Below are 23638 nucleotides of genomic sequence, written 5' to 3'. Positions count from 1 at the left end.
TGAATTATTCGATTTATCTTATGCCTGTTCTAGCAATCTAGACAGAATTGCGCGTACTTCGTCCGAATCAAAGGGCTTGTTACATAAGGCATTTACGCCTGCTTGCTGGAGATTAGTCATGTTTATACTGCCGCTCGCCTCCGAGGTAACCATAAGGATGTGTGTGGTGCAGGGATTAAGGAAGGCCTGCCGCGCTGTTCTGTTCTTTTAAATACTTTAGAATATCAAGGCCGCTGCCGTCAACTAAATACATAGAGCTGTCCACGACGTCGACATCGTTTTGGTCGATCACTGCTTTTGCCTATTGACTAACCGCCTGCCAGTTTTACCTTAAACCCTCTGTTTTCCAAGATGCTTTTTAATTTTTCGCGTACGTCTCCCTGTATTTCTATGATAAAGCCTTTCACACTGCCGCCGCAGCCACACTGCTTTTTAAATTCGCTGCAAAGGGCTTTGAGTTCGCTTGGCGTCATCTCAAGACCTTCAATTGTGCTGACCCCTTTGCCTTTTCTGCCTTTAGTGACGCGCTTGAGCCGCACAATGCCATCGCCCTTCGGTGCTTGGCCCTTGGCTTGACTGTCGTTTGTCTTAATTCTCCCTAGGTCGGTCGAATATACTAATCGTGAATCGTTCATAATGACGGTGTGTCCTTAAGTGTAAAATGCCGTACAAAATAGATGCCAAAGTGCAAAGTCACATTCTATCTTCGACAATTACTAAATAAAAGTAAACCATTCGCTATTTTATTTCGTTCTCGTTATACTCGCTTAATCTTAGTGAGAACTATTATCATTTAATAGCAAAGGAGCTCTTTATTAACACTTCAACTATCAATTCAGTATCGCTTAAACTGTTCAGCATCAAACCATTAGTCTGTATAGCGATTTTGCTGTGCGGTTCGCTGCAAGTTTTCGCACAAGAGGTGAACGTGTATTCGGGTCGCCAAGAAGCATTAATAAAGCCCTTGCTTGATAAATTTACGCAGCAAAGTGGCATAGCGGTTAATTTAGTCACCGGTAAGGGCGACGCCCTATTGAGCCGTATAAAGGCCGAAGGACAGTTTACCGAAGCCGACGTTTTGTTAGTAGCCGATGTGGGACGCTTAGTGCGCGCCAAAGATATGGGCTTAACCCAAGCCATTGAGTCTGCAGACGTGACAGACGTTGCCAAAAAGTATTGGGTAGAAGAAACTAAGCAGTGGGTTGCTCTAACTAAACGTGCACGACCTATAATGGTCAGAAAGGGTACGTTTGACGATGCGCCTATTACCGGCCTAGAGCAGTTGGTCGGCACTGAGTTTATTAACAGTATTTGTATTCGCTCGTCTAGCAATATTTATAATCAGTCGATGGTGTCGGCGCTGATTGAAATTTGGGGCGATGAGAAAACCTTAGCGTGGGCCAAAGGCATGGTGGCTAATTTTGCACGCTCCCCTAAAGGCGGCGATCGTGACCAAATAAAAGCGCTCGCAGCGGGTGAATGCGACGTGGCTATTGCTAATACCTACTATTTAGGCGGTATGTTAACCAGTAAAGATCAAGACACGCGCCAAGTCGCGCAGCAGATAGAGGTGGTGTGGTATGATCAGGGTGAAAATGAGATGGGGGTGCATGTCAACGTGTCAGGTGCCGCTATTACAAAATATGCTAAAAACAAAGAAAACGCTGAAAAACTGTTGGCGTATATGCTCACCGAAACAGCACAAAAATGGTACGCAGAAGTCAATCATGAATACCCCGTGATTGAGGGCGTTGCCGTAAGTCAAGAACTAGCTAGCTTTGGTGAGTTTAAGGGTCAGACAGTACCGCTTACCAAAATAGGCGAAAATAATGCCAAAGCCTTAATGCTGATGGACCGAGCCGGCTGGAAATAAACATTAAGCTGTGCGTTTTCGCTATTTTTCTGCTTCAAATACGGTAGAATATAGATACCTTATTACGTCATCTTTGATTTTACATGTACGCCAAAATAAGCCTACTTAAAATAAGCACATGGACAATAACGGGACTCTTTGCAGTCCCGTTATTAGTTGTGTTTGCCAGCATGGCCAATTTTGACACGCAGGTATGGTCGCATTTGCTTAGCACCGTAATGGGTAGCTACGTATTTAATAGCTTGGTGTTGGCAATAGGGGTCGGCCTAGGCACCGCGGTGATAGGCACCTATTTGGCGTGGTTTATGGTCAACTATGTTTTTTACGGCAAATCCTTACTCAACTGGTTAATTTTGCTGCCATTAGCCATGCCTGCTTATATTATTGCCTACACCTACACCGGCATGCTTGATTTTTCAGGACCTCTACAGCAATTTTTGCGCACACTATTTGAGGCGCCGTTTAATCAACAAATGTTGCCCGATATCCGCAGTCTTGAAGGCGCGGTGTTGGTCATGATTTTAGTACTTTACCCATATGTATACTTACTTGCCAGAACGGCGTTTAGCGAGCAATCGGCGCAGTTTACTTTGGTATCAAAACTAGCCGGCCTGTCGCGTTTTCAACATATGAAGCAAGTCGCGTTACCTTTGGCAAGACCGTCCATAATTACAGGCGCGGCGCTAGCCATGATGGAAGCAATGGCTGATTATGGGACCGTGGCCTATTTTGGTATAAACACCTTTACCACCGGTATATACCGTACCTGGTTTGGCATGGGTAATGCGACGGCCGCGAGTCAATTAGCTACTATGCTATGCTTGGTGGTATTTGTTTTACTATGGATAGAAAAAAGCAGCCGCAAGCACCACAGTCGCTACCAATCTAGGCACGCCGGCAGCATAAAGGCAAAAACAACGACACCATTGAAGTCTGCAGGCTTGTTTGTTTTGTGCGTAATACCGGCTGTGTTTGGCTTTATTATTCCCTTCATTCAGCTTATGTGGTGGTCTGCACAGTATTTTGACAAAGGCGTCTTTATCGATTATTTGCCTTTACTGGGCACGTCTTTGAAGTTAGCTTTTATAAGCGCAGCGCTTATTGTGTCGCTGGCCTTAGTGATCAGCTATTGCAAACGCCGTTTCGCGAGTCGAAAAATAGCCTTGGCGAGTCAATTTGTAGGTTTAGGCTATGCTTTGCCCGGTGTGGTCATTGCGGTTGGAGTAGTGCAGGTTTCAGGCGCGGTAGACATTAATATTAATCGTTTTACACTCGCTTTTTTTGACTGGCAACCCGGGCTAATAATGTCTGGCAGTATCGCCATCCTCATTTTTGCCTATGCGGTAAGATACTTAAGTGTTGCCATGCACAATACCGACACCGGGCTTGAGCGTATTAAACCAAATGTAGATGAAGTATCTGCAAGTTTGGGCGTAAATACCGCTCAAACCTTGCAAAGAGTGCATATCCCCTTATTGCGAGCGAGTTTAGTCAGTGCGTTTATTTTAGTCTTTGTCGATGTACTAAAAGAGCTGCCCGCAACATTAATTTTGCGCCCGTTTAATGTGAACACGCTGGCCGTTAAAACATTCGAGTTGGCGTCTGACGAACGTTTGATAGACGCTGCGCTTCCGGCCGTAAGCATCGTCATTGCGGGTTTATTGCCTGTTATCTTTTTAACCATGAGCCTTGAGAAACGCAGAAAGTGAATACTAACCAAGTCAATTTACCTGTTTTGTCTATACAGGACTTAAGCATATCGTATGGCGCTGAGCCGGTCTTGAGCAATATTAATTTAGCCATTCAAAAGGCCGATATTGCCTGTGTTTTGGGGCCATCAGGCAGCGGTAAGACAAGCTTGCTGCGCGCTATTGCTGGCTTTATTGAAGTGGCAAACGGCAGCATTGATATTAATGGGCAACGCATGAGCGACTCAAACAGTATTAAACCGCCTAACAAACGCTCAGTTGGTGTGGTCTTTCAAGACTTTGCGCTGTTTCCGCATTTAACCGTGCAACAGAATATCGAATTTGGTTTAGGCAAGTTAAGTCGCGATGATAAGCAAGCCACCGCCATGAAGTACATGCACATAATGGGTATTGCAGCTCTTGCGCATAAATACCCAGCAGATCTGTCAGGTGGACAGCAGCAGCGAGTAGCGATTGCGCGAGCGGTAGCCCCACAGCCAGATATTTTATTAATGGATGAAGCCTTTTCAAGCCTCGATCCTACCTTACGTGAGCAAGTTGCACGCGATGTACGCGAGATCATACAACAGCTTGGTTTGACCGCTATTTTAGTTACTCACGACCAGCAAGAAGCCTTTGCTTTTGCCGACAAAATAGCGGTGGTGGCGAATGGTTTCTTACAGCAGTTTTCATCGGCCTATAACCTATATCACGAACCGACAAGCTACTTTGTGGCTAAGTTTATAGGTGAGGGTGCCTTTATAGAGGGCCAAACAGTAGAGCGTGCAAAAGGGTGGTTTGCAAAAACAGCACTAGGTGAAATGCGCTTAAGCGGCGATGATTATTCGCACACTCCCACGGTCAAAATATTGCTGCGGCCAGACGATGTAATACACGATGATGCTAGCCCCACCAAAGCGATTATAAAAGAGAAGCATTTTAGAGGCGCTTTTATTCGCTACGAATTAAGTCTTTCGCCATCAAATGAAAAAGTGTTGTGTTTTGCGCCTAGTCATCACGATCATAGCATTGGTTCAAGCTTTGGCATACGCGCAGAAGTTGAGCATGTGATCAGTTTTTAAAAGTGATTTTTGAAAAGCTCCTAAGTGAGCTATATCACGCAAAATCAGTTTTGTACTGTAGATTGCGTAAATTTGCTTACGCATGGGTATCAAGGTTAATTAATTCTTTTGATTCGTTTAGTCTGTTTCATCTTTAGTTTATAATACTTTAGCTAACGAATCGTTTACAGTTAGGGCTCAAGTAGAGCTTACCAATTAACATCTACTGAGTTTCACATCAATATTTATAGGGAAAGGTTGTATTAATGCGCACTAATTATTGCGGAAAAATAGACACAAAATATCTTGATCAAACAGTTACCTTGTTCGGTTGGGTAAATAAACGTCGCGATTTAGGCGGCGTAGTATTTATCGATTTACGCGACCGTGAAGGTATTGTACAAGTGGTGGTTGACCCAGATACCGCCAGCGCATTTGAGACTGCCTCAAGCGTGCGCAGCGAATTTTGTTTGTCTGTTGCAGGCATCGTGCGAGCCCGTCCTAATGCACAAGTAAATAAAGATATGAGCACCGGCGCTATTGAAATACTGGCCAAAGAAGTCACGATAATTAATAAGGCGCCGGCCTTACCGCTTGATTGGAACCAAGAAAATAGTGAAGAGCAGCGCTTAAAATATCGCTATCTTGATTTGCGCCGCCCGCTAATGACTAATCGTTTAATATTTCGTTCAAAAGTTACCTCTATTGTCCGTCGTTTTTTAGAAGACAACGATTTTTTAGATATAGAAACGCCTATTCTAACCAAAGCAACGCCCGAGGGTGCGCGTGATTATTTAGTTCCAAGCCGCACGCATAAAGGCGAGTTTTTTGCGCTGCCGCAATCCCCTCAGCTATTTAAGCAACTGCTTATGATGAGCGGCATGGATAAGTACTACCAAATAGTTAAGTGTTTTCGTGACGAAGACCTACGCGCCGATCGGCAGCCAGAGTTTACTCAAATAGATATAGAAACGTCGTTTTTAGATGCTGGCGGTGTAATGGAAATTACCGAGCGCTTAGTCAAAGAATTATTTCAAAAATTACTCAAGGTAGACTTAGGTAACTTCCCGCATATGAGCTTTGCAGAGGCTATGCGCCGCTTCGGCAGTGACAAACCTGATCTTCGCAATCCACTAGAACTTACCGATGTGGCCAGTGCATTAACGCACATAGAATTTAAAGTATTTAGTGGGCCAGCTAACGACGCAAACGGCCGCGTGGCGGCTATATGCGTGCCCGGCGGCGCCTCACTTTCGCGCAAACAAATTGATCAATACGGCAGTTTTGTGGGCGTTTATGGCGCAAAAGGTCTGGCGTGGATTAAAGTAAACGAATTAGCAAAAGGCCTAGAAGGCTTACAAAGCCCCATTCTTAAATTCTTAGATGCCGTCGCAATTGACGCCATTTTGAGTGCCACAAAAGCCGAAGACGGCGATATTTTGCTCTTTGGCGCGGGGGATTATACCACCGTGACCGAGGCATTAGGGGCGCTTCGAATTAAGTTAGGCGAAGATTTATCGCTGTTGCAAGGCCAGTGGAAACCGCTTTGGGTTGTAGATTTCCCCATGTTTGAAGAGGCCGACGGTCGCCTACATGCGCTGCATCATCCTTTTACTGCCCCGAGTGACAGCAGCATAGAGAAACTAAGTAATAATCCTAAAGAAGCGCTGTCAAATGCTTACGATATGGTACTCAATGGGGTTGAATTAGGCGGCGGTTCAGTGCGTATTCATACTATGGAAATGCAGGCTAAGGTATTTGAACTACTGGGAATTGAGAGTGAAGAAGCACAAGAAAAATTTGGTTTTTTACTGGAAGCCTTAAAGTACGGCACTCCCCCGCATGCTGGCTTAGCCTTTGGTTTAGATCGTTTAGTAATGCTAATGGTTGGCGCGGACTCTATTCGAGACGTTATGGCGTTTCCTAAAACAAATACCGCGGCCTGTCCGTTAACGGGTGCACCGGGTAGAGCTAACCCTCAGCAGTTAAAAGAGCTGTCTATTGCAACCTTAATCGACCCTAGCAAAGACGCTGGGAGTGAATAGTGATTGTTTGCACCAATATAAACAATAGCAATAACCACGACCAAAGGTAGTAATGATACTAAAGCGACCCGAATCGGTGCTAATAGTGCTGTATAACGAGTATAACAAAGTGCTAGTGCTGCAGCGCATAGACGACGCCAACTTTTGGCAGTCGGTTACCGGTACCATGGAAGTGGGCGAGGTGCCCATTCAAACTGCAGCGCGAGAAGTGTTAGAAGAAACCGGTATAAATTTGAGCTTTGCGCACACAAACGAAGCGGGGTTTTTACATCACTTAATGGACTGCAGGCTGGTAAATCAATATCTTATTCGAGAAGACTGGCTGTACCGATACCCGAAAGGCGTGACCAAAAACTTCGAATATGTGTTCTGCGCCCAGGTGCCTGCAAATTCGACAATTATCTTAACTGAGCATACGGCTTACGAGTGGTTAAACAAACAAGACGCCATGGCAAAAGTGTGGTCAAGCACGAATAAGTGGGCTATAAGTCAGTTTGTACCAAAAACGATTGATGCTTAATCTACAGCTGGCTCCAATAATACTCTTGACGTTGGTTCAATACATAAGGCTAGGGCATTGCATATGCATATAATACTTGGGATAGATCCAGGATCGCGTATCACCGGCTACGGTATTATTGGCATAAGAGGCAATAAAGCTGAGTACTTAGGCAGCGGCTGTATAAAAGTAATGGATGAAAGCCTGCCCAAACGTCTTAAAAATGTATATGACGGGGTCAGTGAAATAATAAAACAGTTCAAGCCTACCGAGTTTGCCATCGAGCAAGTGTTTATGGCTAAAAACCCCGATTCGGCGCTCAAGCTTGGCCAAGCCAGAGGCGCTGCTATTGTTGCAGCGACCTGTGTTGACTTGCCTGTATTTGAATATTCAGCCAGACAAATAAAACAATCGGTGGTAGGCAAAGGCAGCGCCGATAAAATCCAAGTTCAGCATATGGTTACCCATTTGCTCAAGCTAGGTAAAACGCCTCAAGCTGATGCTGCCGATGCGCTTGCGGTTGCTTTATGTCACTTACACACCCAACAAAGTATGATTAAAATGGCGGGTAGTGCTACTAAAACAGTTCGGCGACGTTTACAATAATCATCACATTCAAAAGCTTTACTATAAGAAGATAAAAGCCACATTATGATAGCGCAACTCACCGGCATTATTGTTGAAAAAATACCCCCTGAAATCGTATTAGACGTGGGCGGGGTAGGTTACGAAATTCAGTTGCCCATGACCAGCTTCTATCAGCTTCCAGACATTGCTATGCAAGTTACCTTGTATACTCACTTTGTGGTACGTGAAGACGCTCAGCTATTATTTGGTTTTGTCGATCGCGTAGAACGAACTTTGTTTAGAGTGTTGATAAAAGCAAACGGCGTGGGGCCTAAACTTGCCTGTACAATACTGTCGGGCATGTCGGCCAATCAATTTGTAAGCGCAGTAATGCATGAAGATATTACTGCTCTGGTTAAAATGCCGGGCGTGGGTAAAAAAACAGCTGAGCGTTTGGTGGTTGAACTAAAAGACAAGCTTAACGATTTAGAAACCTTGCCTAACTTGAGCATTCATAAGCCAATGGCAACGGGCGGGTCGGAGTCGCAGTTGCTGGTTGCAAAAGTAAGTGCGATAGATGAAGCGGTGAGTGCTCTTATAGCCTTAGGTTATAAGCGAAACCAAGCTGAAACCGCCGTTAGAAAGATTGCAAGCGAAGATGCGAGCAGCGAAAAGCTTATTCGCGATTCACTTAAATCGATGGTGTAAGTGATAAAAAATCACACAATTGATTTACCCATATACGATCAAGGCCACATGAGAACAAACATATGATTGAAGCCGACAGTATTTTACGACCCCAAGAACAATCAGACGATGTTGCTATTGACCGGGCCATACGGCCTAAAATGCTGATTGATTACGTGGGCCAAAAACCGGTCTGCGACCAAATGGAAATATTTATCGAAGCGGCCCGAGCGCGCAAAGACGCACTCGATCATGTTCTAATTTTTGGGCCACCGGGACTAGGTAAAACAACGCTTGCGTATATTGTTGCCAATGAAATGAACGTGAATATTAAGACCACATCGGGTCCGGTATTAGAAAAAGCTGGCGATTTAGCCGCGCTGTTGACTAATTTAGAAGAAAACGATGTGTTGTTTATTGATGAAATCCACCGCTTGAGTCCCGTGGTAGAAGAAATTTTGTATCCGGCGATGGAAGATTATCAGCTTGATATAATGATAGGAGAGGGACCCTCGGCGCGTTCAATCAAATTAGAGTTGCCACCCTTTACTCTAATAGGCGCGACCACCCGAGCAGGCTCGCTTACGTCGCCGCTGCGCGATCGTTTCGGCATTACACAGCGCTTAGAGTTCTATAAAATAGTCGACTTAACCAGTATCATCACGCGCAGTGCCAAACATTTAAACATGGACATGACCCAAGAAGGCGCGCTTGAAATTGCTAAACGCTCCCGCGGTACGCCGCGTATTGCAAATCGTCTACTGCGGCGAGTGCGTGACTACGCGCAAGTGAAAAGCAATGGCACCGTAACCGACGAAGTTGCTGCCTTAGCGTTGAATATGCTAGATGTAGACAAGTTAGGCTTTGATCTTATGGATAGAAAGTTGTTACTGGCTATTATTGATAAATTCAACGGTGGGCCTGTGGGTTTAGACAATGTAGCAGCGGCAATAGGCGAAGAAAAAGAAACAATAGAAGATGTGATTGAACCTTTTTTGATTCAACAAGGTTACCTGCAGCGTACTCCTCGAGGTAGAATTGCTACCGACAGCGCTTATTTGCATTTAGGTTTTGATATAAAAGAATAAAAAAAGCCCGCACATATTTTCATAGTGCAGGCAAAAGTACTATTTACTGGAAGGAAGTGCATAAAAAAATAAAAGCTTAAATAATCGCTAGAATTTATTATGTGGTTATTATAAATAAATTTACACTCCAGACAAGATAATAAAATTTACATTTTGGATTAGATTAATTCATGGTTGTATTTATTTGTAAAATCATAAGTTATTATAAAGCATAAGTTTTATCACTCTGTTAACATGATAAGTCCATCGATATTAAGTGCATACATGAATAAGTTTGATATACAATCACGAGTGTATTATGAAGATACCGACGCAGGCGGTATTGTGTATCATGCTAACTATTTGAAATATATGGAGAGAGCCCGAACCGAGTGGCTTAGGTCGCTTGATATTTCGCAACAGAATTTATTGGAACAATCTTTAGGTTTTGTCGTCATAGATATGAAAATTGCGTTTATCCAAAGCGCAAAGCTTGATGACGTACTTAGCGTAAGCTGCCAAGTGGTGCAAAAAAAAGGGGCGAGCTTGAGCTTTGTTCAAGAAATAAGAAAAAATGATGTCCTGTTGGTTAGTGCACAGGTAAAAGTAGCTTGTGTCAACACACAGCGCTCACGGCCAACAGCCATACCTAAAGAACTATATAACGCAATTAATTAGGGAAGTACGCAGTGAATTCTGAAATGTCAGTATTATATCTATTTTTAGAAGCCAGTTTTGTTGTTAAATTTATTATGCTGCTGTTAATTGCTGCCTCAATCGTTAGCTGGACCTACATATTTCAAAGAGGCGCGGCATTACGAAAAGCAACTAACGAAGTGAAGGAGTTTGAAGAGTTGTTTTGGTCGGGCGCCGATTTAAACAAGCTGTATGCCGATTTAACACAAAAAGACGATTTGAGTGGTTGTGCATTAATATTCTGCTCGGGATTTAAAGAGTATGTACGAATGCGCAAGACTGCGTCTAGCTCACCCGAATCAATTAATGAAGGCACATACAGAGCAATGCGAGTTGCCATGTCTAGACAAGTAGATGATTTAGAACAGCGTCTGCCGTTTTTAGCCACGGTTGGGTCAATTTCACCTTATATCGGTTTGCTAGGCACTGTGTGGGGCATTATGACGGCGTTTATTGCACTTGGCCAAGTCAGACAGGCCACCTTACAAATGGTTGCGCCGGGCATTGCCGAAGCACTCATTGCCACCGCCATTGGGCTGTTTGCGGCTATCCCTGCAGTCATTGCTTATAATCGCTTTAGCAGCAAAGTGGAAAAGATTGAAAACACCTATGGTAACTTTATGGAAGAATTTTCGGCCATATTGCATCGCCAGAGTTTGGCCAGCAAAAGCGAAGTAGCGGAGAAGTAAATGTACGTTCGTAAACGCCGCAAACCTGTTTCTGAAATAAACGTTGTACCCTACATAGATGTTATGCTGGTGCTGCTGGTTATTTTTATGGCTACCGCAACCGCAGTGACTCAAGGCGTACAGGTCGATTTACCTAAAGCAGAAGCACAAACGATCCAGACCGAAGACGAACCGATGATGATCGTATCGGTAGATGCCGACGGGTTGTATTACTTAAACGTGGGAGATGAGCCCGCTAACGCTATGAGCGGTGCGGCGGTAGCAGAGCTCGTGAGAACTCGGCTGCTAGTCGCGCCAACCACACCTGTAGTGGTGAACGGCGATGGCAATGTTCGATATGAAAAAGTCATCGATCTGATGGTAATGTTGCAGCGCGCCGGCGTGCCCTCCGTTGGGCTAATGACCGATCCGGATGAGTCTTAACGCTATGACGAAAGACGCTAAGGTTGATAATACCGAAGCAGGTAGCATGCTTTCTAGATATAGCAGTGTTAAAAAAGTGCTGCGATCGCCCGTGTTTAAGTCGGTGGCGCTGCACGGTGCAATACTGATTAGTTTATTAGTCAGTTTTAATTTTTCGGCAAAACCATTAAAGTTTGTAGCACCCCAGGCGAGTGCATCTGCATTGCAGCCAGATATTGTAAAAGCCACGTTTATCGACAGTAATGTGATTGAACAACAAAAACGTGAAATCGCGCAAGCCGAAGCATCGGCGCAAAAGCGTCAACAAGATATGCAGCGCCAAGAAGCACAAAGAAAAGAAGCGTTACGTAAGAAGCAGGTTGATGAGACGCGCAAAAAGCAAGAGCTACAAAAAATAGAACAACAAGATAAATTAAAAAGAGAACAAGAAAAAGAACGCGCCATCGCACAACAGCTTATAAAGCAAGAACAAGAAAAAGCCGCCTTAGAAGCGCAGCAAAAAAAGCGACAAGAAGCGTTGGATAAGGCGCTTGCTAAGCAGTTACAAGAAGAGCAGGCGAGTATGTCGCAAGCAAATCAGCGAAGAGTATTAAGCGAAGTCGAAAAGTATAAAGCCTTGGTGCATTCTAAAGTGCAGCAATTTTTAGAAACCGACGGCGGCTTTATTGGCGAGACCTGTTTGGTTAATGTCCGCCTCGCTCCCGACGGCCTAGTGTTAAGAGTAGAGGCTGTATCGGGCAAGCCAGCGCTTTGCCGCATTGCCAAAGCTGCTATATTACGCGCAGGGACTTTACCTATGTCGAAAGATCCAGACGTAATGGCCCAATTTAGACAATTTGATATTGAAGTTTCACCGGAGAGATAATGAGTACAATGAAGCGGCTAGTGCGCGTGGTGCCCACAAAATTAATGCTACTGATGCTATGTGCCATAGGCCTAGCTGCGCATAGCCAATGGGCTAAAGCACAGTCTAATTTACGCATAGTGATAACTGAGGGCATGAACAACGCTCGCCCTATTGCGGTGGTGCCGTTTAAGTGGGACGGTGCAAGCATACTGCCAGAGAGTCTAGCCGATGTAATTGGCAATAACTTACAGCGAAGCGGTAAATTTAGTCCTGTGAGTTTGTCGAACATGCCGCAATTTCCATCATCAGATACCGAGATGGATTATTCTGCATGGGCGCAAAAAGGTATAGATACTGTATTAACAGGCAGTATAAGCGCTGTGCAAAATGGCCAATATTTGGTTAAGTTTGAGTTAATAGACGTTCTGCGCGCCCAGCTGACCGGCGGCGAATCAAAAACCCTTATAGACGGTAATTTGGTGATGGCTAAAGACCACATTATTGTAAGTCGTGAAAAAATCATACTAGCGGAAGACTTCAGGCAATACGCGCATATTATTAGCGATATTGCCTATGAAGCGCTCACGGGTGAAAAAGGCGCGTTTTTAACCCGTATTGCCTACATTGTGGTGCGCGATCGTGACACTGACCCACTGCCTTATCAACTAGTTATTGCCGATTACGACGGCGCGAATGAAACGCGTTTGCTGTCGTCTCCAGAGCCGCTTATGTCACCCTCATGGTCCCCTGACGGCAATAAATTGGCCTATGTTAGCTTTGAGGGCAAACGGCCACAAATATTCATCCAAGATATTTATACTAGTCAGCGTACGCGTATTACAAATTTTCCCGGCATTAACAGCTCGCCCGCGTTTTCACCTGACGGCACCAAGTTAGTCATGGTGCTATCGAAAGACGGAAACCCCGAAATTTACGTAATGGATTTAGCCACGAAAGAATTAGAGCGCATTACACAAAACAGAGCAATAGACACCGAACCTGAATGGACGCCCGATGGTAAAAGTATTGTATACACGTCGGAAAGAGGCGGCAGGCCACAAATTTATGAAGTGAACCTAGCCACAAAGCGTTCAAAAAGAATCACGTTTGATGGTGAGATGAATTTAGGTGCGGCGATTACCCCAGACAACAAACATTTAATTGTCGTAAACCGCACTCAGGGCGACTATCATATCGCTAGACAAGACCGAGAAACTGGCGACATGCTGGTACTCACGAAAACCTTTTTGGACGAATCACCAAGTATTGCACCTAATGGGAGTATGATCATATATAGTACTCTTCATGAAGGACAACAAGTGCTATCTTTGGTATCTCTAGATGGGCGCTTCAAAGCGTTATTACCGGCAACCGACGGGCAAGTTAAATCGCCCAGTTGGTCGCCATTTTTACTGTGATGAAAAGACATATACAATACGCGTCTTTATTCAGCAGTTTTATACTTTAGTTTTTTTACATTAAGGATTTAGTATGCTTACCAATAATAAATTTAGAATAGCTTTAGTTGCGCTAGCAGCCACCAGTTTAATGGCATGTAGTTCTGGACCAAGTGAAGAAGAAATACTTGCAGAGGCAAACCGCCAAGCAGCGGTAGAGCAGGCCGAAGCAGAAAAGTCTCGCATGGAACGAGAAACGGCAACTGTTGCTCGCGCTGAAGCTGCTCGCGCCGACGAAATGACACGCCTCAGGGCTGCTGCAGAAGATCAAAAAGCCACGCTGGTAAATCAGAATATTATCTATTTTGACTTTGACGTGTCTTCTATAAAGCCAGAGTTTATTAGTGTACTTAAAAAGCACGCTGATTTCCTAGTTGCTAACCCCAGCCAAACCATCGTTATTGAAGGTCATGGTGACCAACGCGGTACACCAGAATACAACATAGCGCTAGGTGAACGCCGTGGCCAATCAATAGAAACATACTTTAGTAATGAAGGCGTAAGTATGTCACAAATCACTGTCGTTTCTTACGGTGAAGAAAAGCCTGCGGTTATGGGGACCTCTGAGTATGCAATGGCACAGAACCGCCGTGGTGTAGTAGTATACGAGTAAATGAGTAAACACAATGAATACTAAATTAGTTATTAGTCTCAGTTGTTTTCTAGCAACAGGAGCTTGCCTCGCGCAAGCGCCTGTTGTGGAAGCGCAAAACACTGTTTCAGCGCAAACGTCTTCTTTAAGGACGCCCGCACAAACCGCTAACGCCGAAATTGGTGGTATGTCGGTAGTGCTTGAACAGCGTTTAGCGTCCCTAGAACGTATTGTGGGCTCAAGAACAGAGTCTCAGCAGCGTCTTCAAGCCCAAGTTAATCAGCTACAACGCGACATAGACGAAATGCGTGGCTCCATCGAGCTGCATACTCATCAACTTGAAAAGCTGCTAGAGCGACAGCGCGATCTGTTTCTTGAAATAGACAAAGGTTTTAATAGTACACAGCAGTCTACTTCTGAGCTAGGCGATAACATTGCTAGAAGCACACAGCCATCAGCGTCTGTTGCTTCACGCGCAACTTCACCGCTAGATGCTGTTAACAGTGCTGGTGAGCAAGAAAGTTACCAAAATGCGGTTAATTTAATACTCAAAGATAGAGACTATGTAAAAGCGGTACCTGCTTTTCAAGCTTTTTTAGCGCAGTTTCCTAATAGTGACTCAACTCCAAATGCACATTATTGGCTGGGACAACTACTGTACAATCAACAAAATTACAGCGAAGCTAAAGTGCAGTTTACGCAAGTAGCCAATCGCTTCACTAACTCGCCTAAACGCAGTGATTCATTATTGAAATTAGGCTTAATTGAAAAATCGACTGGTAATGTTCAAGAAGCGAATAGTTTCTTTCAACAAGTGATTAATGAGTACCCTGACAGTACACCTGCAAGACTTGCATCACAGCAACTGGCTAATTAATAGCCAGTTGCTATGGTGATTGCTTACTTTACATTCAATTATACAAAAAAAAGAAAAAAAGACATTTTTAGGTTGCACCCTGTGCTCAGTTAAGTATTATATGCGCCCGTTGCAGAGGTAACTTAGCTGCAACGAGATACAGTCTAAATTGTTTGTTTGATTTTGTGGGTCGTTAGCTCAGCTGGTAGAGCAGTTGACTTTTAATCAATTGGTCGCTGGTTCGAATCCAGCACGACCCACCATTATCAAAACAACAAGCACTCTTGAAGGGTCGTTAGCTCAGCTGGTAGAGCAGTTGACTTTTAATCAATTGGTCGCTGGTTCGAATCCAGCACGACCCACCATCTTCAAGAGATAAGCCTACCGCCATGGTATAAATAGCCCGCTTATATAACTTATCCCCATTTACATTAAACATCCTTTATTTTGTGGTCATTGAAGTGATTTTTTCAGGACTAAGGGGTATAATATTCGAACGTTTTGACTACTCCATTATTGTTATGACTCTTGCTAAAAGAATAGCGCCAGTAGACTATCCCTTTCCAAAGTTGCCAGCGAAGCTTAAAGATGATGAGGAAAGCTTATTAATTGCTGACATTAAACAGTTGCTAATCGCCAATAACGCGGTATTAGTAGCGCATTATTATACTAGTCCCGTTATTCAAGCTTTAGCCGACAGCACCGGTGGATGTGTATCTGACTCATTAGAAATGGCGCGTTTTGGCCGCGATCATAAAGCGCAAAACCTTGTGGTTGCCGGCGTTAAGTTTATGGGTGAAACCGCAAAAATATTGAGCCCAGAAAAATCGGTAGTAATGCCCACGCTAGACGCGACCTGTTCGCTTGATTTGGGCTGCCCAATAGACGAGTTCAGTGCCTTTTGCGATCAGCATCCTGACCGCACGGTTGTGGTATATGCTAACACTTCTGCCGCCGTAAAAGCGCGCGCTGACTGGGTGGTTACTTCAAGTATCGCGCTTGAAATAGTAGAACACCTCGATAGCCAAGGCAAAAAGATACTGTGGGCACCCGATCGCCACTTAGGCGCTTATATTCAAAAACAAACCGGCGCTGATATGCTTATGTGGAACGGGGAGTGCATAGTGCACGACGAGTTTTCAGCTAAAGCACTGTTAAAAGCTAAATACCTTTACCCTGACGCCGGCATACTGGTTCACCCAGAGTCACCCGCTAGCGTGATAGACCTAGCAGACGCAGTTGGTTCAACCTCACAGTTGATAAAAGCCGCGTCTGATATGCCAAACCAAACCTTTATAGTGGCAACTGACAAAGGCATTTTTTACAAAATGCAGCAAATGGCGCCGGGTAAGACCTTTATTGAGGCTCCAACCGCTGGAGCGGGCGCAACGTGCAAAAGCTGTGCTAACTGCCCATGGATGGCAATGAACGGCTTGCAGGCCTTAAAAGAGTCCTTAATAAGCCGAGTTGGCAAGGAAGTCTTTGTAGATCCTACTTTAGCTGAGCGTGCTATGGTGCCTTTAAATAGAATGTTAGATTTTGCGGCGAAGTTGAAAATGCAGGTTAAGGGTAATGCTTAGTAGCAGGTGACGATTTTTTGATTAAAAACAGGTGAAAAGATTGTTTTATGGATGATTTACAATCTTTACTTGCAACCAACATTGGTTTTACCTAACATACGCGCCGCGGGCTTATAAAGCCCGTGCTTAAAAATTTGGAGAGGTGGCTGAGTGGCTGAAGGCGCACGCCTGGAAAGTGTGTTTAGGGTTAAACCTAACGAGGGTTCGAATCCCTCTCTCTCCGCCAGATAATCACAGAAGCCCGGTTTTTCGGGGCTTTTTGCGTTTATTATCTGGTGAAGAGTAAAAACTCTGCCACAGAACTCTGTCATATTAAGGGCAGAGCAGCATGCAAAAGCGAAACTTCTCATATCTTTATTAGTACAAAAATTAAGCAAATTTATTTTTTCAGATCAGCACGGGTGTTTTTAATAAGATGGGCTACTGTAGTCATAGTGTTGTGGTTGATATTAGCATCTCACAGCCGCTGAAAAGTTTTGCTTGCGTTTTCTTATCTGAAATTTTTTGACTCGCACAGTATAAGCATTATCAAATGCTTTACATTGGATCTAAAGTTAACAGGAATCGCCGTTGTTCTAATGAATCTTGCGGTGAGCGATGTACTGCCCCTCTGCCTTCATTTTTCGGCCATGCGTCCCCTTTCAGCAAAATCACATCACCTTGTTTAGCGCTTATGATTTCATGCTCGCTCGTTCCTTTGCCGTACTTCTGTGTTTGATGTGAAGATTCAATATCAGATAAAGTATTATGGGGCAGCCACTCGGTTCCTTTACCAACGTAAGTGCAGATGAGTCGGCCGCTTATTTTATCTGTATGAAACCTCGGGCACATTGCATGGTCAAGCGTTGCCAATCTTAAACCCACAGACGAGCAGTCAAATATGCAGCACATCATATCTGTCAATAAATGCACGTCCGCAAGGAAGGCTGGCTTGTACTGTGAGTCGGGCAATAAATTGTTCAGTATAGAAACAACCTCGTCAGGCGACATTGCACGGATTATTTTTATTTGATGTTCAGCAAGTAATGCAGAATACTTATATACAGGCTCAGAAAGCTTGCGTTGCCATCCACACACATTGACCTCTTCGGCAAAGAAATTCGTAAAAATATCGTGATGATGCGACATGCAAGTGCTTGAGTGTTTTTCGATTTGAGCCGCAATCATCCGGCAATCTCCCATAATGGAAATGGGTCGGGTAAACTCCGCCAACCCTTCGGGCCTTCTAACATTTCTTCTTCCGTTAATAAGCATTCATCTAGCGCCTTTTGCGTTTCTGATTGATTCAAACCTTGACCAACAAACACCAATTCCTGACGAATTAAATATCCAGACAGCAAGGTAACCGGTAAGCGATTGTCATCGATAGATGTGTGTATAGTTTCGTTCATAGATATTCCAGTTGATCATATTCATTACAAGATAGCCCAATAGCACATTTACTTAAGAAGTCGCTTCAGGCTTTGTTAGGTTTAGACTAAGCACATGCGCGGCGATAAGACTAGTCGAACCTAGCATCGTCAACCAAACTTCATTAACACCATGATGAAATTGTGCAATAACGATTGTGATAAAACCGGCACTAGCCAGTATGAGTAGCCATTGATTTCGCGTAGCTAGCCATCGCTTGGGTATACTGCTTAGCGCAATTATAAGCACCGGAAGTAACAGCAGTTTATGTACCCATTCTGCTTCTAAGGCGCCTAAAAACATATTTGTGCCCATCAACAAGATGAGTATTGGCGTTAGCAAGCAATGACAAAGGCACAAGGACGAGAAAAAAATACCAAGTTTGTCTTTCATAAATAATGAGTATTCTTATGTTGATTGAATAATTGTTATAATATAACATTACTTTTAAAGGCAATACAACACAAGATAATTCAAAACACAGAGCCCTTGATATTTTTGGAAAAGGTTCATCATAGAGCTGAAAAGGTTGATATGAATATGAAAAAAATGACGCGATTAACGCGGGCTTTAATTACGGCAGCTATTGCATTTCAAACAGTGGCTTTGCAAGCTGGGCCTCATGTACATGGTGAAGCGCAGCTTACCATCGCGATGGAAAATACCAGCTTACAAATACAATTAATTGCGCCAGCTTCCGATGTTGTTGGGTTTGAGCACCAGCCTACGACTTCCAAAGAGCTAAAAAGCTTTGCCGATGCAAAAGACGCTTTATCGCAGGTAGCTGGATTGTTTGTGATGACGGGTGGTCGCTGTGAGTTATTTGATGTGGAAATTAATATGCCAGGCGCAGTAGACGCACAATATGATGCACATGAGTATCACGCTGTGCATAATAATATTGTTGCTAGTTACGACTTTCAATGTGTAAGCCTAGAAGAATTATCGAAAATAGAGATAAACTTTTTTGATATGTTTCCCGCAATATTACGCATTAATAGCATATGGATTAACGAGTGTTCGCAGGGTAGTCAAGTATTAACAAATGCGGTTAGGCAAATACATGTGTTGTGGTTGAATTAGCATGACGCTTCAATAAAGGATAAACTCCAACTTATTGAGGTGTAAAAATGACTAAACGTACAAATTGCGTATTTCGGTGAAAACAATCGTGACATAGAGGGGAAATGGGTGATCGATTTCAGCCGAAACGTGCACAAATAAGAATTACCCGTGCGATTTTAACACTACTTTGTGTGCACACCTACTAAGTGACAGTCAATTTGAATGACTGTTCAAGTTGACTGCCGCGCTATGACTCTCTATTGATAGGCTGTTTAACTTGAATGAAAAGTGTCATGCACTAAATAATAAAGCGCAGTTGTTAAAGTTAGCATCCTTTGTCACACCTCAAATCTTCTTATTTTAAAATTATTTATGCTGCGATTGCAAAAAATAAGCGTGTATAGTACATATTTAACAATGTAAATCTACAAAGAGACTTTAAGTGGAAACAGTTCTAAACCCTAGCGTAGTTGAAATAATCCAGCTGGCCTTAGCGCCTATTTTCCTAATTGTTGGTATTGGCAATTTGGTCAACGTTGCTACTGGCCGCGTGTCGAGGATAATAGATAGAGCAAGATGGTTTGGCAATTTGGCAAGAGAGCAGCCAGAGCGGATAAATGAGAAAGCAATACTTGAAATCCGATCGTTAAACAAGCGCATGACGTTTGCCAATTGGTCAATAAATTTTTTGATTGGGTCAGCAGTAATCACCTGTTTAAGCGTTATGCTTATAATGGTTAACGGATTGATTAGCGTTAATCTAGATCTTCTAGTTATTATCACCTTTATGACCTGTCTGTTATTCCTAACAGGGGGCTTGATTGCCTTTTTTCTTGAAGTTAGCTTGGCAACAGCAACGTTGAAAATAAGAGCCGTGGATTTAAGCCAGTTTAAAAACGATAAGCTTTAGGCGAGTGGTTTACTATTGATGTACGATGCAAGAGATCTTATCCGAACAGGGTAAACAATTACGTAAATTTGTAGAGTGCTAGTTTTGACGCTTTATCCACACACATTTTGAAAAGAGCTGGATTTTCACATGCTCTTTTTAAAAGGTGATGGCACAGAATAAACGTAAACAGATTTATCTAATCAACATGTAAAGCCGATCAGTGTAAACACCGGTCTAAAAGCGCTATTTTCCTCTCCCTATTGTCGCTTAATAGTTTGTTATCTAATGCGTTTTGTTTACCAAAAACCCCTACAATATCTAAATGTTTTAAACGTGCAGTTGCAATGTATATCATTTGCAAGCATAATTACCCATTAGTAATATCTAATGGGTAATTATTTAAATGGACCTAAAAAAGCTAGAAAATAGCTCAAAAGAGGCTGAGTCACTTCTAAAGACATTAGCAAACTCTAATAGGTTGATGATTTTGTGCTACTTGATAAAAGGGCCTATGACCGTCTCAGGCTTAAGCGAATCTTTAGCCTTGTCACAGTCGGCTGTGTCGCAGCACCTGCTGAGACTAAAACAAAGTGATATCGTGTTGGTGGAGTCTAAGGGTAAACACGCTTGGTATCGTATCGACAGCGCAGAGGTAACGGCCCTAATGGCAGTTATCCAATTAATTTACTGTAGAAATGAAGAGGATTTACTATGAGCGTTCGTGAAATTTCAGCGAAGCAAGCTAAAGAGATTATTGAACAAGAAAAAGCGCAGCTTATCGATGTTAGAGAGCCGGCTGAACATGCTAATTTGCATATACCTAACGCCAAACTTTATCCAGGCGGGCGTATCAGTGCCAAAGGCATTGAAGATCCTGAACAAGCGCTGATTATTTACTGCCAAAAAGGCGGCCGTGGTAAAAGTGCGTGTGAAAAGCTGCTAAGTGAAAATCCTAGCCTTAAAGTTTATAACATCACGGGCGGTATTGAACATTGGCAGGAGTCTGGCTTTGACACACAAAAAGGCACCAGCAATGTGCTGCCGCTTGACCGACAGGTTCAGCTAAGTATTGGCACTATGCTGCTGATGTTTAGTATTCTAACGCTAGCAGTCGCGCCGGCTTTTGTATGGGCAGTTACCTTTATCGGCATGGGCTTATTTATCGCAGGCAGTACTGGGTTTTGTGGATTAGCTAGAGTGGTTGCAATGATGCCTTGGAATCAAAGAGTTTAACACGTCAATTATTTTTTTATTAGCGCCAAAAGTGGTCGCAGCCGCGCACCGTTTTGCTTGGACTTAAATTGGTATTACTATCGGTGCTGCGCTAAACGCTAAATTTAATTGGACCCACAAAACCAAGAAACTTAATCGCAAGCATTGCCTATTCACTCTGCTTAAGAATATTTCTTTGCTCGCTTTATTCTAGTTCGTTATTTATATGTTCTTTGGATTAGTCATCGCAAAGCTAGTATAAAAACAATGAATTTAATGCCTGTTGCATATGGCAAGCTTATCGTTTATTTTCTGTATATCCTACATCTATTATCCAACAGGCTGGCGCATGACCTTGAATTTTGTTCGCGTATTTTCATTACTATTACTCTTTTTGGCCTTGGCGGGATGCCAGCCAGCAGATAATCAATCCACAGATGCTTTAGATGAGGGCCTGCAGTCTTCAGCGAATCAAATTGCCGACCTCGTTCTAACGGGCGGTACTGTGCTCACTGTTGATACCAATCAGCCTGAAGCCGAAGCGATTGCCGTTAAAGATGGCCGTATTCTTGCCGTCGGCAGCATTGATGAGATCGCAAACTTCATTGGTAAGTCTACCGATGTAATTGATCTGGATGGCCGCGTGGCCATGCCGGGATTTATTGAAGGGCACGGACATTTCCTGGGCTTGGGCCAAGCGCTAATGATACTAGACCTAATGCCAACCCGCAGTTTTGAAGAGATTGTCACCATTGTGGCAGACGCTGCCGCTAATGCTGAGCCTGGCGAATGGATTGTTGGGCGCGGCTGGCATCAAGAGCGTTGGGGCAAGACAGATGAACCACTATATGACGGTGTTCCTCATCATCGAAGCTTAAGTGGGGTCAGTCCAGACAACCCGGTGATTTTATTTCATGCCAGTGGTCACGCTGCCTATGCTAACGCAATGGCCTTAGCGTTGGGCGCAATTGAAGACGACACGCCCAACATAGAGGGCGGTACTATTGTGCGAGACAATAACTTAGATGCCACAGGCTTTTTGCGTCAAGCCGCGCAGGTGCCTATTCGTGCGCTGCTAACCCAAGCACAAGCAAGCCTAAGTGAGGACGAGCTCCAAGCGCAGTTTGAGAGTCAAGTTGAATTGGCGGGTCAAGAATCACTGCGTCACGGTGTCACCAGCTTTCACGATATGGGAACGAACTTTGCCGACATCCAACGATTGAAATTGATGGCTGAAGCTGGGCAACTGCCGGTTCGTTTGCATGTTGCCGTGCGTCATGAAACCAACGATGCATTACGCGCACGCGTTGCCGACGTGCGTATGATTGGTCATGCCAACGGTTTTCTAACGGTGCGGGCGCTCAAGCGCAATATCGATGGCGCGCTTGGCACCCACGGGGCATGGTTGTTAGAGCCTTATGCCGACAAGCCTGAAACCTCCGGACTACCACAAACATCTTTAGCTAACTTGCGCGAAACCGCAGAAATAGCGCTGGAAAACGGCTTTCAGCTTAATACTCATGCAATAGGTGATCGCGGCAACCGCGAAGTAATGGATTTATACGAAGCCTTATTAAGCACGCGCCCAAACGAAGACCTGCGCTGGCGAGTTGAACATGCCCAAACTCTGCACCCTGACGAAGCGCCGCGCTTTGCTAAGCTTGGTGTTATTGCCTCCATGCAAGGCGTGCATGCAACTTCAGACGGTCCGTGGGTTGAACAACGACTAGGTGAAGATCGCGCCCAAAACAGAGCCTATATCTGGCGTTCGCTGCTTGACGCTGGAGCAACCATCTGCAACGGTACTGATGTGCCGGTTGAAGCAATCTCGCCAATAGCCTCCTACATTTCGTCCGTTACTCGGCGCATGTCCAACGGCGAGCAATTTTTCCCAGAGCAATCCATGGGTCGAATGGAAGCACTGTATTCATACACTATGGGTTGTGCAAAAGCTGTCTTTGATGATGATGAACTTGGCAGCCTCACGCCAGGCAAACGCGCCGATATTGTCGTGCTTAACGCCAATCCACTGACGGTGAGTGAAGAACAACTGTCTGCACTTGAAGTTGAAATGACGTTAGTGGGTGGTGAAGTGCGCTACTTGGCCAGTGACGAGGCGCTATAAAATACCCAAGCATTTTACATTTTTAGAGGCCAAAGGCACAATTTTTGCCGGCTATTTTTGTCGATATTGCCATGCTGACACATGCTTGTCGCCAGGGTTTATATTCATCCTACATTTACGAGTGCGTGCTATGCTAAAGTTAACAGTAATAAAGGTTTAGTTTTAATAAATTTGTGAACATTATTTAAGAGCAAAATACAAAGCATAAATAGTGACTGCATTTTTGAAAGTTCGTCATCATCTAAATTTCTCAAGAGAAAATGTGCAAATCACTGCAGCATCTAAAAATATCGACACCCGTGGTTAA

Annotated in this window: 25 protein-coding genes, 3 tRNA genes and 1 pseudogene; 24 read left to right on the top strand and 5 right to left on the bottom strand. The window is 44.0% G+C overall.

The features are described 5' to 3' along the window. Window positions 1–18: 18 nt before the first annotated feature. Window positions 19–177: pseudogene (locus BAE46_RS15225) on the bottom strand (response regulator); the annotation flags it as partial. Between the two features lie 131 nt (window positions 178–308). Further along, the gene (gene yciH, locus BAE46_RS09895; RefSeq protein ID WP_006005006.1) at window positions 309–635 is read right to left on the bottom strand and encodes a stress response translation initiation inhibitor YciH; all 327 of its coding nucleotides are present in this window, start codon (window positions 633–635) and stop codon (window positions 309–311) included. A 293-nt stretch (window positions 636–928) separates the two neighbouring features. On the opposite strand from yciH, the gene BAE46_RS09890 reads away from it, so the two are divergent. The 19 genes from BAE46_RS09890 to BAE46_RS09800 all read left to right on the top strand — a co-directional run bounded on the left by BAE46_RS09890 (window position 929) and on the right by BAE46_RS09800 (window position 16853). Beyond that, the gene (locus tag BAE46_RS09890) at window positions 929–1873 is read left to right on the top strand and encodes an extracellular solute-binding protein (RefSeq protein ID WP_244885004.1); all 945 of its coding nucleotides are present in this window, start codon (window positions 929–931) and stop codon (window positions 1871–1873) included. Window positions 1874–1956: 83 nt separating this feature from the next. Further along, the gene (locus tag BAE46_RS09885) at window positions 1957–3582 is read left to right on the top strand and encodes an ABC transporter permease (protein ID WP_006005008.1); all 1626 of its coding nucleotides are present in this window, start codon (window positions 1957–1959) and stop codon (window positions 3580–3582) included. Further along, on the top strand, window positions 3579–4643 hold the full coding sequence (locus tag BAE46_RS09880; RefSeq protein ID WP_006005009.1) for an ABC transporter ATP-binding protein: 1065 nt from the start codon (window positions 3579–3581) through the stop codon (window positions 4641–4643). The genes BAE46_RS09885 and BAE46_RS09880 overlap by 4 nt, the downstream gene beginning before the upstream one ends. 245 nt (window positions 4644–4888) lie before the next feature. Continuing rightward, window positions 4889–6667 (top strand): aspartate--tRNA ligase, encoded by a 1779-nt coding sequence (gene aspS / locus BAE46_RS09875; RefSeq protein ID WP_070112606.1) that lies wholly within the window; start codon window positions 4889–4891, stop codon window positions 6665–6667. A 52-nt stretch (window positions 6668–6719) separates the two neighbouring features. Beyond that, on the top strand, window positions 6720–7187 hold the full coding sequence (nudB, locus tag BAE46_RS09870; protein WP_006005011.1) for a dihydroneopterin triphosphate diphosphatase: 468 nt from the start codon (window positions 6720–6722) through the stop codon (window positions 7185–7187). Between the two features lie 63 nt (window positions 7188–7250). Beyond that, complete coding sequence (gene ruvC, locus BAE46_RS09865) at window positions 7251–7772, top strand: crossover junction endodeoxyribonuclease RuvC (RefSeq protein ID WP_006005012.1); 522 nt, start codon at window positions 7251–7253, stop codon at window positions 7770–7772. Window positions 7773–7817: 45 nt separating this feature from the next. Continuing rightward, window positions 7818–8441 carry a Holliday junction branch migration protein RuvA gene (ruvA, locus tag BAE46_RS09860; protein WP_006005013.1) on the top strand — a complete coding sequence of 208 codons (624 nt, stop codon included), beginning with the start codon at window positions 7818–7820 and terminating at the stop codon, window positions 8439–8441. Between the two features lie 62 nt (window positions 8442–8503). Then, window positions 8504–9508, top strand: coding sequence for a Holliday junction branch migration DNA helicase RuvB (gene ruvB, locus BAE46_RS09855; protein WP_006005014.1), 1005 nt, complete (start codon window positions 8504–8506; stop codon window positions 9506–9508). A 264-nt stretch (window positions 9509–9772) separates the two neighbouring features. Continuing rightward, window positions 9773–10165, top strand: coding sequence for a tol-pal system-associated acyl-CoA thioesterase (ybgC, locus tag BAE46_RS09850; RefSeq protein WP_006005015.1), 393 nt, complete (start codon window positions 9773–9775; stop codon window positions 10163–10165). Window positions 10166–10176: 11 nt separating this feature from the next. Further along, a complete protein-coding gene (gene tolQ, locus BAE46_RS09845) occupies window positions 10177–10872 on the top strand; it encodes a protein TolQ (RefSeq protein ID WP_006005016.1) in 696 nt (231 codons plus the stop codon). Next, window positions 10873–11295: a protein TolR gene (gene tolR, locus BAE46_RS09840; protein WP_006005017.1), complete on the top strand. Its 423-nt coding sequence runs from the start codon at window positions 10873–10875 to the stop codon at window positions 11293–11295. It begins immediately after the preceding gene. Beyond that, on the top strand, window positions 11285–12160 hold the full coding sequence (gene tolA, locus BAE46_RS09835; RefSeq protein WP_070112604.1) for a cell envelope integrity protein TolA: 876 nt from the start codon (window positions 11285–11287) through the stop codon (window positions 12158–12160). Before tolR ends, tolA begins: the two co-directional genes overlap by 11 nt. A 53-nt stretch (window positions 12161–12213) precedes the next feature. Beyond that, entirely contained in the window at window positions 12214–13560 is a 1347-nt protein-coding gene (gene tolB, locus BAE46_RS09830; RefSeq protein WP_238528949.1) for a Tol-Pal system beta propeller repeat protein TolB, read from the top strand. Window positions 13561–13633: 73 nt separating this feature from the next. Further along, window positions 13634–14212, top strand: coding sequence for a peptidoglycan-associated lipoprotein Pal (pal, locus tag BAE46_RS09825; RefSeq protein ID WP_006005020.1), 579 nt, complete (start codon window positions 13634–13636; stop codon window positions 14210–14212). A 13-nt stretch (window positions 14213–14225) separates the two neighbouring features. Continuing rightward, the gene (ybgF, locus tag BAE46_RS09820) at window positions 14226–15068 is read left to right on the top strand and encodes a tol-pal system protein YbgF (RefSeq protein ID WP_070112603.1); all 843 of its coding nucleotides are present in this window, start codon (window positions 14226–14228) and stop codon (window positions 15066–15068) included. A 166-nt stretch (window positions 15069–15234) separates the two neighbouring features. Then, window positions 15235–15310: transfer RNA gene (locus BAE46_RS09815), tRNA-Lys, on the top strand. A 26-nt stretch (window positions 15311–15336) separates the two neighbouring features. Continuing rightward, window positions 15337–15412, top strand: a tRNA-Lys gene (locus BAE46_RS09810). A gap of 156 nt (window positions 15413–15568) precedes the next feature. Then, window positions 15569–16627 carry a quinolinate synthase NadA gene (gene nadA, locus BAE46_RS09805; RefSeq protein WP_070112601.1) on the top strand — a complete coding sequence of 353 codons (1059 nt, stop codon included), beginning with the start codon at window positions 15569–15571 and terminating at the stop codon, window positions 16625–16627. A gap of 136 nt (window positions 16628–16763) precedes the next feature. Next, a tRNA-Ser gene (locus tag BAE46_RS09800) sits at window positions 16764–16853 on the top strand. A 311-nt stretch (window positions 16854–17164) separates the two neighbouring features. Here BAE46_RS09800 and BAE46_RS09795 read toward each other — a convergent pair. Genes BAE46_RS09795 through BAE46_RS09785 form a run of 3 tightly spaced genes read right to left on the bottom strand, consistent with a single transcriptional unit; the run spans window position 17165 to window position 18430 of the window. Further along, complete coding sequence (locus tag BAE46_RS09795) at window positions 17165–17794, bottom strand: DUF1826 domain-containing protein (RefSeq protein ID WP_070112599.1); 630 nt, start codon at window positions 17792–17794, stop codon at window positions 17165–17167. Continuing rightward, entirely contained in the window at window positions 17791–18018 is a 228-nt protein-coding gene (locus tag BAE46_RS09790) for a hypothetical protein (RefSeq protein WP_070112597.1), read from the bottom strand. The genes BAE46_RS09795 and BAE46_RS09790 overlap by 4 nt, the downstream gene beginning before the upstream one ends. Window positions 18019–18070: 52 nt before the next feature. Next, complete coding sequence (locus BAE46_RS09785) at window positions 18071–18430, bottom strand: MerC domain-containing protein (protein WP_070112596.1); 360 nt, start codon at window positions 18428–18430, stop codon at window positions 18071–18073. Between the two features lie 147 nt (window positions 18431–18577). Here BAE46_RS09785 and BAE46_RS09780 point away from each other — a divergent pair, with 147 nt between their 5' ends. The 5 genes from BAE46_RS09780 to BAE46_RS09760 all read left to right on the top strand — a co-directional run bounded on the left by BAE46_RS09780 (window position 18578) and on the right by BAE46_RS09760 (window position 23331). Continuing rightward, a complete protein-coding gene (locus BAE46_RS09780; protein WP_070112594.1) occupies window positions 18578–19120 on the top strand; it encodes a ZrgA family zinc uptake protein in 543 nt (180 codons plus the stop codon). 424 nt (window positions 19121–19544) lie between these two features. Further along, window positions 19545–20012, top strand: coding sequence for a DUF2721 domain-containing protein (locus BAE46_RS09775; RefSeq protein ID WP_006005027.1), 468 nt, complete (start codon window positions 19545–19547; stop codon window positions 20010–20012). Between the two features lie 385 nt (window positions 20013–20397). Next, a complete protein-coding gene (locus BAE46_RS09770; RefSeq protein ID WP_070112592.1) occupies window positions 20398–20709 on the top strand; it encodes an ArsR/SmtB family transcription factor in 312 nt (103 codons plus the stop codon). Next, window positions 20706–21227: a rhodanese-like domain-containing protein gene (locus tag BAE46_RS09765; RefSeq protein WP_006005031.1), complete on the top strand. Its 522-nt coding sequence runs from the start codon at window positions 20706–20708 to the stop codon at window positions 21225–21227. The genes BAE46_RS09770 and BAE46_RS09765 overlap by 4 nt, the downstream gene beginning before the upstream one ends. A gap of 328 nt (window positions 21228–21555) precedes the next feature. After that, window positions 21556–23331: an amidohydrolase gene (locus BAE46_RS09760; protein ID WP_083256854.1), complete on the top strand. Its 1776-nt coding sequence runs from the start codon at window positions 21556–21558 to the stop codon at window positions 23329–23331. Window positions 23332–23638 lie beyond the last annotated feature (307 nt).

This window comes from Glaciecola punicea, from assembly GCF_001756615.1.
In the GTDB taxonomy this organism is placed as follows: Bacteria; Pseudomonadota; Gammaproteobacteria; order Enterobacterales; family Alteromonadaceae; genus Glaciecola; species Glaciecola punicea.
Note: the sequence above shows the minus strand (reverse complement) of the source record. Positions and strands in the feature narration are given on the sequence as shown.

Bases quoted from the DNA above. Each gene is read 5' to 3' on its own strand.
- BAE46_RS09785 (WP_070112596.1), bottom strand. From the start codon at position 18,430: ATGAAAGACAAACTTGGTATTTTTTTCTCGTCCTTGTGCCTTTGTCAT.
- ruvB (WP_006005014.1), top strand. From the start codon at position 8,504: ATGATTGAAGCCGACAGTATTTTACGACCCCAAGAACAATCAGACGAT.
- BAE46_RS09765 (WP_006005031.1), top strand. From the start codon at position 20,706: ATGAGCGTTCGTGAAATTTCAGCGAAGCAAGCTAAAGAGATTATTGAA.
- BAE46_RS09885 (WP_006005008.1), top strand. From the start codon at position 1,957: ATGTACGCCAAAATAAGCCTACTTAAAATAAGCACATGGACAATAACG.
- BAE46_RS09790 (WP_070112597.1), bottom strand. From the start codon at position 18,018: ATGAACGAAACTATACACACATCTATCGATGACAATCGCTTACCGGTT.
- tolB (WP_238528949.1), top strand. From the start codon at position 12,214: ATGCTATGTGCCATAGGCCTAGCTGCGCATAGCCAATGGGCTAAAGCA.
- tolR (WP_006005017.1), top strand. From the start codon at position 10,873: ATGTACGTTCGTAAACGCCGCAAACCTGTTTCTGAAATAAACGTTGTA.
- ybgC (WP_006005015.1), top strand. From the start codon at position 9,773: ATGAATAAGTTTGATATACAATCACGAGTGTATTATGAAGATACCGAC.
- BAE46_RS09770 (WP_070112592.1), top strand. From the start codon at position 20,398: ATGGACCTAAAAAAGCTAGAAAATAGCTCAAAAGAGGCTGAGTCACTT.
- yciH (WP_006005006.1), bottom strand. From the start codon at position 635: ATGAACGATTCACGATTAGTATATTCGACCGACCTAGGGAGAATTAAG.
- BAE46_RS09780 (WP_070112594.1), top strand. From the start codon at position 18,578: ATGAAAAAAATGACGCGATTAACGCGGGCTTTAATTACGGCAGCTATT.
- pal (WP_006005020.1), top strand. From the start codon at position 13,634: ATGCTTACCAATAATAAATTTAGAATAGCTTTAGTTGCGCTAGCAGCC.
- BAE46_RS09795 (WP_070112599.1), bottom strand. From the start codon at position 17,794: ATGATTGCGGCTCAAATCGAAAAACACTCAAGCACTTGCATGTCGCAT.
- ruvC (WP_006005012.1), top strand. From the start codon at position 7,251: ATGCATATAATACTTGGGATAGATCCAGGATCGCGTATCACCGGCTAC.
- ruvA (WP_006005013.1), top strand. From the start codon at position 7,818: ATGATAGCGCAACTCACCGGCATTATTGTTGAAAAAATACCCCCTGAA.
- ybgF (WP_070112603.1), top strand. From the start codon at position 14,226: ATGAATACTAAATTAGTTATTAGTCTCAGTTGTTTTCTAGCAACAGGA.
- aspS (WP_070112606.1), top strand. From the start codon at position 4,889: ATGCGCACTAATTATTGCGGAAAAATAGACACAAAATATCTTGATCAA.
- tolA (WP_070112604.1), top strand. From the start codon at position 11,285: ATGAGTCTTAACGCTATGACGAAAGACGCTAAGGTTGATAATACCGAA.
- nadA (WP_070112601.1), top strand. From the start codon at position 15,569: ATGACTCTTGCTAAAAGAATAGCGCCAGTAGACTATCCCTTTCCAAAG.
- nudB (WP_006005011.1), top strand. From the start codon at position 6,720: ATGATACTAAAGCGACCCGAATCGGTGCTAATAGTGCTGTATAACGAG.
- BAE46_RS09760 (WP_083256854.1), top strand. From the start codon at position 21,556: ATGACCTTGAATTTTGTTCGCGTATTTTCATTACTATTACTCTTTTTG.